We start from the raw sequence: 9944 nt of genomic DNA on the forward strand, positions 1-9944 counted from the left end.
CGGCGGTATTGATGAACTGTGGAAGGACCTCGGGGCCGCCGGCCTGCTCGGGTTGCACCTGCCCGAAGATTACGGGGGCGGCGGCGGAGGCATGTCCGAGGCCGTCGTTGTGGTCGAGGAACTCGCCGCGCACGGCATGCCACTGCTGGTCTGGGTCATCTCGCCAGCAATCTGCGGCAGCATCCTGGCCCACCACGCCTCGGAAGACATGAAGCAGCAGTGGCTGCCAGTGATCGCCGATGGCACCAAGATCATGGCGTTCGGCCTGACCGAGCCCGACGCCGGATCCAACAGCCACAACGTCAAGACCACCGCGCGACGCACCGAAACCGGTTGGACCATATCGGGTTCCAAGTACTACATTTCGGCCGTTGATCAAGCCGACGCGCTACTCGTCGTCACTCGCGACGCCGACCACTCGACGCCCGAGAAAAGCGCGCTGTCGCTGTTCGTGGTGCCCACCGACAGTCCAGGGCTGTCGTTTCAGCAGATCGACACCTCGATCGTGTCGCCGGACAAGCAATTCACGGTGTACTTCGACAACGTTCAGGTCGGGCATGATGCCCTGATCGGAACCGCCGGCAACGGACTTCGGCAGGTGTTCGACGGACTGAACCCCGAGCGGATCTTGGTCGGCGCCCTCTGCGGTGGCATCGGCCGCTATGCGATTGGCAAAGCGGCCGCGTATGCCAAAGAGCGTCAAGTCTGGTCCACACCGATCGGCGCCCACCAGGGCATCGCCCATCCGCTTGCCGAAGCGCACATCGCCGTGGAGCTGAGCCGGATGGCCACCGTCCGCAGCGCCGAACTCTTCGATGCGGGCGAAAACGCCGGCGAGGCTGCCAACATCGCGAAGTTCTCCGCCTCCGAAGCCGCGCTTAGGGCGCTCGACCAGGCGATCCAGACCCACGGCGGTAACGGCCTTTCCCACGAGTACGGGCTGTCCGAGTTGTGGTTCGTGACACGCCTGATGCGCACCGCGCCGGTCAGCCGGGAGATGGTGCTGAACTACATCGCCCAGTCGTCACTAGGTCTCCCCCGCTCCTACTAGGTTCTGAAGAGGAAATCTACGTGAGCACAGCGCAATTCGACGTCATCGTCATCGGAGCCGGTGCCGGTGGCCTGTTCACCGCCGCCCGCCTCGCGCATCAGGGCTACCGGACTCTCGTCGTGGAACGTCTCGACAAGGTCGGCGGCCGTGCCTCCACCGATGACATCGACGGCTTCAAGGTCAACAACGGCGCCATCGTCATCGAGGTCGGCGGCATCACCCAACAGACCTGCGAAGCGGTCGGCGCCCCGTTCGACATCCGCGAGCCCAAGCCCACGCTGCTGTATCGCATCGGCGGCAAGGATGTCGATGTCACCGGCGGCGGCTGGGGCTTGCTGCTCGGTAAGCTCACCCGTCAGGGCGCCAAGCTGGTGAAGGGTATCGGCGCGGCACGCAACGACTCGGGCTTACCCGAAGACGAGATCTCCACCGCCGACTGGGTATCGCGTTACACGAAAAACGAACGGGTGCATGGCATCTTCCGTAACATGTGCGCCTCGATCTTCGCCGTGGGTTCCGAGGATCTGCCGGCGCGGGTATTCCTCACCTACTTCACCCGCAAGAGTGCGTTCAAACGGTTTGGGTTCCATCCGGAGGGCACCATTGGTTTGTGGCGAGGCCTCGCAAACGCGATCGAGTCGCACGGTGGTCAGGTGTGGCTGTCCACCCCTGTCGTCAAGGTTATTTCCGACGGCCCCACAGTCACGGGCGTGCAGGTGACCCGCGACGGCGAGGCCATCACCGTGAGTGCGCCGGTAGTGGTAAGCGACATCGGCCCGGCGGCCACGGTCAAGCTCCTCGGTGAGGACAACGTCCCGGACAACTACCAAGATCTGGTGAAGAAGGGTGACCGACCCACCGCGATGATCTCGGTCAATTTCGCCAGTCAGGAGCGATTGGTTGACGTACCAGGGATGTTGAGCTTTGCGAAATCGCGGCGGCTGGCCTATATCGCCAATTTCACCGACACGTGCCCCGAGATGGCACCGCCGGGGTGGAACCTCTACGTCGGCACCGCGGTCCCGAAGCCTTCGATCGGCGATTTTGACGACGAAACCGAGACCGAACTGCTGCTGGAGGACTTGCGCGACACCATCGATCGGTTTGACGAGCGCGCGAGGATCCTGAATATCGCTGTAACGCGTGATAATTGGCCGCCACAGCGAGCGGTCTCCGGATTTGATCTGCCCCACGGCACACCGTTCGCGGGATTATGGAACGTAGGTGACGCGGTCAAGGAATACGCCAATGGCGGCACCACAGCGTGCGCCGAAACGGCCCAACTGGTGGTCGACAAGATCGTCGCGGCGCACCAGCCGGCTGCCGCTCTGCACCGACAGGGCTGACTATCATCTCTCAACCACATCCCTCTGACGCCGATTTCGCGGACGCTTACTCAAGGGCGTGGACGTTGGAGCCCGTCGAACTACTTGAATTCTTTGCGGCCGACGGCTGTTACGTCGACGTTGCAATGGACGCGACGTACACCGGTCGCGAAGAAATAGCTCGTTTCCACCGCTGGATGTTGAAATTCGCTCCCGATTCCGCGATTGCGTTCAGTGATGGCTGCGCGGCCGATGGCCGGTTGTACCTCCAATGGGTGTGGAGCGGAACGTTCGAAGGTGCATTGCGGCTACCGGACGGCTCGTTGGTCGAATCGACCGGAGCAAAGTTCAGCGTCCCAGGCGTCGCCGCGTGCCGCTACGCGGCCGACGGCAAGCTGCTGAGTCATCGGGACTACTGGGACCTGAACACCGTGCTAAGGCAAGTCGGCGACCCTTGACGACATCGCACCAAGACCTCCAGCGCGCACCAATCGTATTGCTGCACGGCGCCACATCGTCGGCCAGAGCGTGGGATGCTCTACTACCCGCACTGGGTGCGAAACACCGTGTCTTTGCGCCCACGCTAGCCGGCCATCTCGGTGGTCCACCCTTACCGGCTGGATCTGAAGGTGTGATCGGCCGGATCGTCGACGCCACATGTCGTCAGCTCGACGAGGCAGAAATCGACACAGCGCATCTAGTGGGAAATTCGCTGGGAGGGTGGATCGCACTCGAACTCGCCCGACGCGGTCGGGCACGATCTGTTCTGGCGTTGTCGCCGGCCGGAGCGTGGCGCTCGGGTCGCGATCTCCGACGGCTGCTCATGCTGTTTCGTGGCGCCGGCGCGCTTGCGCGGGCCAAGACGATGCCCGACCTCGCTGCGCGCAAGCGGGTGCGCCGGGTTCTCTTGCGGGTCATGGCGGAACACGCCGACCGCATGACGCCGGCGCAGGCGGCGGCGGCGTTCGAGGACGTCGCCGGGTGCACCGTGCTTACTGACATTCTCGACGGTGCGCGTGACAACGGCCCGATTCAGCCGATCGCGGATGTCGCCTGCCGTCTGCGTATCGCCTGGAGCCTGCATGACCGCGTCCTGCCATTCATGCACTACGGCGCACCCATGCTGGCTGCCGTCCCCGCAGCCGAGTTCGAGCTCCTGCCCGGGGTAGGACACGTGCCGATGATCGACGACCCGGTCCTAGTGGCCAACACGATTCTCGCTTTTGTCGAAGGAGTCCCGTTGTGAACCCCAACCGCCGCACCAGTTACAACGTTTTGCACCTTTGCAACTACTCGATCCTGATCCTCTGCATCGTCGGATTGCTTGGCTTCGCCGTATTTGGCGGGTTCTTTCCGCCACCCGGGGCCTATCTCTCGGCTGAACAGATCGCCGCGTACTTCCGGCAGAACAGCGTCGACATCCGCATTGGAATGGTGTTGATGTTCTTGTCGATGCCCTTCTATCTCACCTGGACCATCGCCATGTCCAAGCTCATGGAGCGCATGCAGAAGGATTCCATGAACGTCCTGCCGCAGCTGCAGGCGATCAGCGGCGCGGTCGCGATGATCACCTTGCTGGGGCCGGCAATCTGTTGGATGACCGCGGCTTTTCGTCCCGGCGTTCGGTCCAACGAAGACATTCAGTTGTTGTATGACCTCGGCTGGTTCGTATTCGACCCGCCGTTCATGATCTTTGCCATCCAGTGGGGTGCAATCGGTTTCGCCATGCTGACCGACAAGCGGGAAAAGCCACTGTACCCGTCGTGGATCGCCTGGGTGGGCTTCTTCACGTGTGCAACGTTCATCTCGACCACGATGATTTCGTTCATGACCCACGGGCCATTCGCTTGGCAGGGTTTGATCACGTTCTGGCTCGTGTTTTGCATGTTCTTCGTGTACCTCTTTGCCATCGTGCCGTTGACCCGCACGGCATTGAGGCGACTAGAGGCGGAAGACAGAGAGCACGAAGGGGCGACAGGTGCCTGACGGACGCCATACGGTCTTGACACGGCACCCGCCCGACGAACCAAGGGATCACGCGTTCCTGCCGACCAGACACGTACCCGGTGAACAGGGTGTATGGGTGCTGATCTTCGGTGACATGCTCCTCTTCACGATGTTGTTTGGGGCGTATCTAAACAGCCGCAGTCACAATCGGGCGCTGTTCGCGGAGTCTCAGACGGCACTGAACCAAACGTTGGGTGCGATCAACACGCTGGTGCTGCTCTGCAGCTCCATGTTGATCGCGTTGGCGGTTCTGGCGATGAGAAGCACGCAATGGCGCCACCTCTCGGCCCGCCTCACCTTGGCGGGCGCATTGGTGGGCTCGTGCTTCGTGGTCGTAAAGGTCGTCGAGTACCGCGAAAAGGTCACAGCGGGCATCACGCCGAGCACCAACGAGTTCTTTCTGTACTACTTCGCGCTGACCGGATTGCATCTCGTGCACGTGATCGTTGGATTGACCGTACTGACGGTCCTTTGGCGGCTCGCGCGCAAACCTAAGGCGACACGAACCCGAGTCGCCGTCTTCGAGGGCGGTGGATGTTTTTGGCACATGGTGGATCTGTTGTGGCTCATCATCTTTCCGCTCGTCTTTCTGGTGCACTGATCATGACGACGTTGGTGCGGAACAAGGCGTCGCTGGCCTGGTCGGTTCTCGTTGTGTTGACTCTGGCTCAGTGGATGATCGGGAGCCAGATCGCGGGCGGTGGCCCACATGTGGCAGCCTGCTTGGTGATCTTCGTAGTGGCCGTTTTCAAGGCTCGCTTGGTGGGACTCTACTTCATGGAGCTTCGCTCAGCGCCGTGGGCGTTACGCTGCCTGTTCGAACTCTACTGCGTTGCCCTGCTTGGGGTTCTGTCGGTGATGTACCTATTCGGATGACGGCGCCTCGTCCAGCATCGGCGATCGCATATTTGCTCGCAGACGCCGTGACGTTGCCCTACCTCGCGTGATGAAACCGCATCATCGCGCGATGTCTCGTCCGATGATCTCCTTCATGATCTCGGTGGTCCCCCCGTAAATTGTCTGGACCCGGGTATCGAGAAACGCTCGGGCGACAGGGTATTCAGACATATAGCCGTACCCACCGTGCAGCTGCAGACATCGGTCGATCACCCGCTTCTGCAGCTCACTGACATACCATTTTCCCTTGGCTGCGTCTATTGGGGTCAGCTCACCGACGTTGAATGCCAGGACCGATCTATCGACGTAGGCTTCGGCTATGTCAATCTCGGTGGCCATCTCGGCGAGCTCGAACCGTATGTGCTGCTGGCCAGTCAGAGGTTGACCGAAAGCCGTCCGCTGACGGCAGTATTCGACGGTCTCATCGAAGATCGCGCGCACGTTGGCGATGGCCTTGGCCGTGACGCCCAGCCTTTCCCGCGGCAGATGACTCATCAGGTGCTGCAGGCCCCGCCCCTCCTCACCGAGTAGGTTGGCCGCCGGTACCACGGCGTCGCGGAAGAACAGTTCGGCGGTGTCTTGGGCGGGCAGCCCGATCTTTTCGAGCTGACGGCCGCGTTCGAATCCAGGAGTGTCGCGCTCGACGACGAACAAGCTGAAGGCCCGCGAGCCGCCTTCCGGGTCGGTGCGGGCGGCCACCACCACGACATCGGCCATGATGCCGCTGGAAATGAACGTCTTCTGTCCGTTGAGGATCCAGGTGACCCCGTCGCGGCGTGCAGTGGTCCGGATGCCTTTGAGATCACTGCCCGCGCCGGGTTCGGTCATCGCCAGAGCCCCGATCAGCTCACCGGAGGCGAAGCCGGGTAGCCAGCGCTGTTTTTGCAGTTCGTTGGTCAGGTCGAGTAGGTAATGCAGCACGAGGTCGTCCTGCAGGCTCACAGTCAGGCCGAAGGAGTATGCGAAAACCCTTGCCAGTTCTTCACATACCACCATCCGGTAGCGGTAGTCGCGTTCGCCCGCGCCCCCGAAGCTCTCATCGATTTGCAGTGCGTATATGCCGGCTTTGGCTGCGCGGCCGAACACCGCGCGATCGATCATGTGCTGACGGTCCCAATCGTGTTGATAGGGAACGACCTCACGCGCCAGGAATTCCCGAACAGTTTCGCGGTACGCCTCGTGGTCCGGGTCGTACAGCGTGCGCCGCACCGCCTACAGCCTCTCGATGATGGTGACGTTGGCCTGGCCGCCGCCCTCGCACATCGTCTGGAGACCGTAACGCCCCCCGGTGCGCTCCAATTCATGCACCAGCGAGGTCATCAAGCGCGCCCCTGTACAGCCGATCGGATGGCCGAGCGCGATTGCCCCGCCATTGGGGTTGACCCGCTTTGGATCGGCGTCGAGCTCGGCGAGCCACGCCAAAACCACCGGAGCGAACGCTTCGTTGATTTCAATGGCGTCGAAGTCGTCGATCGACATGCCGGTGCGCTTCAATGCATGCTGGGTGGCCGGTATTGGGGCGGTCAGCATCATCACGGGGTCACTCCCCCGCACAGACATGTGATGGATCCGTGCGCGCGGGGTCAATCCGAAACGGTCGACCGCGGCCTGGGAGGCGATGAGGACGGCAGCGGCTCCGTCTGAGATCTGGCTGGCCACCGCGGCCGTCAGGATGCCGCCTTGGGTCAAGGTGGGAAGGCCGGCCATTTTCTCCAGCGATGTATCTGCGCGGGGCCCTTCATCGACAACGAGTCCCGCGTAAGGAGAAATCTCGCGCGCAAAATGTCCGGCGCTCATCGCGGTGATCGCGCGTTGATGGCTCGTAAGTGCGTAACGCTCGTTGTCCTCGCGGCTGAGCTTCCAGTGCGCGGCAATCATTTCCGCGCCGCGGAATTGCGAGATCTCCTGCTTGCCGTAGCGCGACTCCCAGCCCCGACACCCCGTCCATGGGTCAGTCGCACCGAACGGCTGACCGGCGCTGAACGCACTCAGAATCGGGTACTGGCTCATCTTCTGCACGCCACCGGCCACGACCAGGTCGGCCGTGCCGCTCATCACGGCTTGAGCGGCGAAATGAACCGCTTGCTGGGCAGATCCGCATTGTCGATCAATCGTGACGCCTGGCACGGACTCAGGCAGACCTGCGGCAAGGGCGGCAGTGCGGGCAATATCGCCGGCCTGTGCGCCGATGTTGTCGAGGCAGCCCAAGATCACGTCGTCGACAGCGGCCTGATCGACATCGTGGCGTGCGACAACGGTGTGGATAGCATGGGCCGCCATGTCAGCGGGATGTTCGGCAGCGAACCCGCCGCCCCTCTTGCCGACGGCTGTACGGACGGCGTCGACGATGAATGCTTCGGCCATTCTTTTAATCTAACATAAAATTAATTCTCGACGAAACCCAGGGCTCCGGCGAAGGCCGGGTCAGCGGCCGGCCGCAGCCTTGCGTGGGCGCTTGGGCCGCACGGACACGGGCTTCTGGACGCGGCTAAGACCATTGCGCACCAGGACTTGGGCGTTCGACACGATGGTGTCCACCGAACTGCGGCGGGGGTCGAACCACTCCGCGGACCAGTTCAAGGCACCGATTACAAGCAGCTGGGCGAGCCGAGCGTCGAGATCGCCCCGCAGCTGACCTTCAGCGCATGCTTCATCGAACAGGCGCCGCCAGATTCGGCCATATGCAGCCTCCTCCTTGAGCTGACGGGCCCGCAGTCGTTCGGGAATCTGCCCGGCGTTGCGGATAGATGCCGAGGCGTAGTCCGATAGCTCGAGCTCATGACGCAAATGAGCCTCGACGGCCGCCAGGATCTTGTCCATCGGCGACGTCGCCGGCGGCAGTGCATCGAGGACGCTCTGCAGATGCTTGCGCATGTCGGCGATGCCGGCATACATCACCTCTTCGATGAGTTCCTCGCGGGATGCGAAATAGTAGTAGATCGCCGGTGCCTGAACGTCTGCATACTCGGCGACATCGGACAAACGGGTACCCGCATAGCCCTTCAGGCTGAGAACGTGGGCAGCGGCGTTGAGAATGCGGCCGCGGGTGCGTGCTGACTTCGACTCCGCATCGCCCGGTACCGCGGCCTGTCGCGCCGCCGGTTTTTTAGTCACGATTTGATGATAAGCGAATTCAGCGCAACCGCCCATCCCGTAGCAGTTCAATGTGAGCGGGTCAGATTTGCCCGCGGGCGATCAATTGGCTTGCAATGACGTTACGTTGGATCTCGTTGGTGCCCTCGCCGACGATCATCAGCGGAGCGTCGCGGAAGTAGCGCTCGACGTCGTACTCGGTGGAATACCCGTAGCCGCCGTGGATGCGTACGGCGTTGAGCGCAATCTCCATCGCGACTTCGGAGGCGAACAGCTTGGCCATCCCGGCTTCCATATCGCAGCGCTGGCCGCTGTCATAGCGCTCGGCGGCGTAACGGGTGAGCTGGCGGGCGGCGGTGAGTTTGGTCGCCATGTCGGCCAGGTAGTTGCCGACCGACTGATGCTTCCAGATCGGCTCGCCGAAACTCTCCCGCTGCTGGGCGTAGGCCAGCGCGTCCTCCAGCGCCGCAGTCGCCACCCCCAGCGCACGCGATGCGACCTGAATACGGCCGGTCTCAAGGCCTTTCATCATCTGCGCGAAGCCTTTACCCGGCTCGCCGCCGAGGATCGCTGACACCGGCATCCGGCAGTCGTCGAATGACAGCTCGCATGATTCGACGCCCTTGTAGCCCAGCTTTGGCAGATCCCGCGACACCGTCAGCCCCTGGCCGTGCTCAACGAGCACCACCGAAATCCCGCTGTGCCGTGGTGTGGCTTTCGGGTCGGTTTTGCACAACAGGGCGATTAACCCGGAGCGGCGGGCATTGCTGATCCACGTCTTCGACCCATTGATGACCAGCTCTTCGCCGTCGCGCAGCGCGGTGGTCGACATGTTCTGCAGATCGCTGCCACCACCCGGCTCGGTGAGCGCCATCGTGGCGCGCAACTCACCTGTCGACATCATCGGAAGGTACTTGTGCTTCTGCTCCTCCGTGCCGAACAGCGTGATCAACTTGGCGACAACGGTGTGCCCACCCATCGCGCCGGCGAGGCTCATCCACCCGCGCGACAGCTCTTGTGTGACTTCCACATAGCATGGCATCGACACCGGCGATCCACCGTACTGGTCCGGGATCGCCAGGCCGTAGATGCCGATGTGCTTCATCTGCTCGATCCACGCCTCGGGATACTCGTTGGCATGCTCGACCTCGCGGACGCTCGGCTTCACCTCGCGGTCGATGAACGCCCGCACGGTCTCGACCAGCATGTTCTCTTCGTCGTTTAACTGGATGGTCATCCGGCCACCTTCGAAATTTTAATGTGAATTAAAAGATGGTAACGCATGAGGATCAGTCACCTGGTGTTGGCTCAACCGCGCGGGCCGATGCCCGCACGCAAAGGTTTCAGCCGGTGGCGATTCCGTGGCGAATAAACGATTGTGCGTTGACCACAACGGCCTCCACGGAGCCGCGGCGCGGATCCCACCATTCCACCGCCCAGTTCAGCGCTCCCAGCACGAGCATCTGCGCGATGTACAGGTCTAGCTCCGGGCGGAGACGGCCCTCCCGAGCCAAGTCGTTGATCAGTTTGCGCCACACCTCGCCATAACGCTCCTCCTCTAGGATTTGGCG

11 protein-coding genes and 1 pseudogene are annotated in these 9944 nt (G+C 62.3%); 7 read left to right on the forward strand and 5 right to left on the reverse strand.

What is annotated here, in order from left to right; all coding sequences use genetic code 11:
- From VKI00_RS15385 to VKI00_RS15415, 7 genes are all read left to right on the forward strand, one after another.
- Positions 1-1051, forward strand: a 1051-nt coding sequence (locus tag VKI00_RS15385) for an acyl-CoA dehydrogenase family protein (protein WP_324438771.1), incomplete at its 5' end; no start/stop codon positions are given.
- 20 nt (positions 1052-1071) lie between these two features.
- Complete coding sequence (locus tag VKI00_RS15390; protein WP_324438772.1) at positions 1072-2397, forward strand: phytoene desaturase family protein; 1326 nt, start codon at positions 1072-1074, stop codon at positions 2395-2397.
- A gap of 5 nt (positions 2398-2402) precedes the next feature.
- On the forward strand, positions 2403-2834 hold the full coding sequence (locus VKI00_RS15395; RefSeq protein WP_324438786.1) for an ester cyclase: 432 nt from the start codon (positions 2403-2405) through the stop codon (positions 2832-2834).
- A gap of 38 nt (positions 2835-2872) precedes the next feature.
- Positions 2873-3622, forward strand: a complete 750-nt coding sequence (locus VKI00_RS15400) for an alpha/beta fold hydrolase (RefSeq protein ID WP_324438789.1) — start codon at positions 2873-2875, stop codon at positions 3620-3622.
- Entirely contained in the window at positions 3619-4362 is a 744-nt protein-coding gene (locus VKI00_RS15405; protein ID WP_324438774.1) for a hypothetical protein, read from the forward strand. Before VKI00_RS15400 ends, VKI00_RS15405 begins: the two co-directional genes overlap by 4 nt.
- A 16-nt stretch (positions 4363-4378) precedes the next feature.
- Positions 4379-4984, forward strand: coding sequence for a cytochrome c oxidase subunit 3 (locus VKI00_RS15410; RefSeq protein ID WP_324438776.1), 606 nt, complete (start codon positions 4379-4381; stop codon positions 4982-4984).
- 2 nt (positions 4985-4986) lie between these two features.
- Complete coding sequence (locus tag VKI00_RS15415) at positions 4987-5259, forward strand: cytochrome C oxidase subunit IV family protein (RefSeq protein ID WP_324438777.1); 273 nt, start codon at positions 4987-4989, stop codon at positions 5257-5259.
- An 81-nt stretch (positions 5260-5340) separates the two neighbouring features.
- Here the strand turns inward: VKI00_RS15415 and VKI00_RS15420 are convergent, their stop codons facing one another.
- The 5 genes and pseudogenes from VKI00_RS15420 to VKI00_RS15440 form a co-directional block, all read right to left on the reverse strand.
- Positions 5341-6489 (reverse strand): acyl-CoA dehydrogenase family protein, encoded by a 1149-nt coding sequence (locus VKI00_RS15420; protein ID WP_324438779.1) that lies wholly within the window; start codon positions 6487-6489, stop codon positions 5341-5343.
- A gap of 3 nt (positions 6490-6492) precedes the next feature.
- Complete coding sequence (locus VKI00_RS15425; protein WP_324438782.1) at positions 6493-7644, reverse strand: acetyl-CoA C-acetyltransferase; 1152 nt, start codon at positions 7642-7644, stop codon at positions 6493-6495.
- A gap of 60 nt (positions 7645-7704) precedes the next feature.
- On the reverse strand, positions 7705-8394 hold the full coding sequence (locus tag VKI00_RS15430) for a TetR/AcrR family transcriptional regulator (protein ID WP_414687207.1): 690 nt from the start codon (positions 8392-8394) through the stop codon (positions 7705-7707).
- 61 nt (positions 8395-8455) lie between these two features.
- Positions 8456-9610, reverse strand: a complete 1155-nt coding sequence (locus VKI00_RS15435; protein WP_324438784.1) for an acyl-CoA dehydrogenase family protein — start codon at positions 9608-9610, stop codon at positions 8456-8458.
- A gap of 106 nt (positions 9611-9716) precedes the next feature.
- Positions 9717-9944, reverse strand: a pseudogene (locus tag VKI00_RS15440) (TetR/AcrR family transcriptional regulator); the annotation flags it as partial.

It is taken from the genome of Mycobacterium sp. (genome assembly GCF_035314665.1).
Lineage (GTDB): Bacteria > Actinomycetota > Actinomycetes > Mycobacteriales > Mycobacteriaceae > Mycobacterium.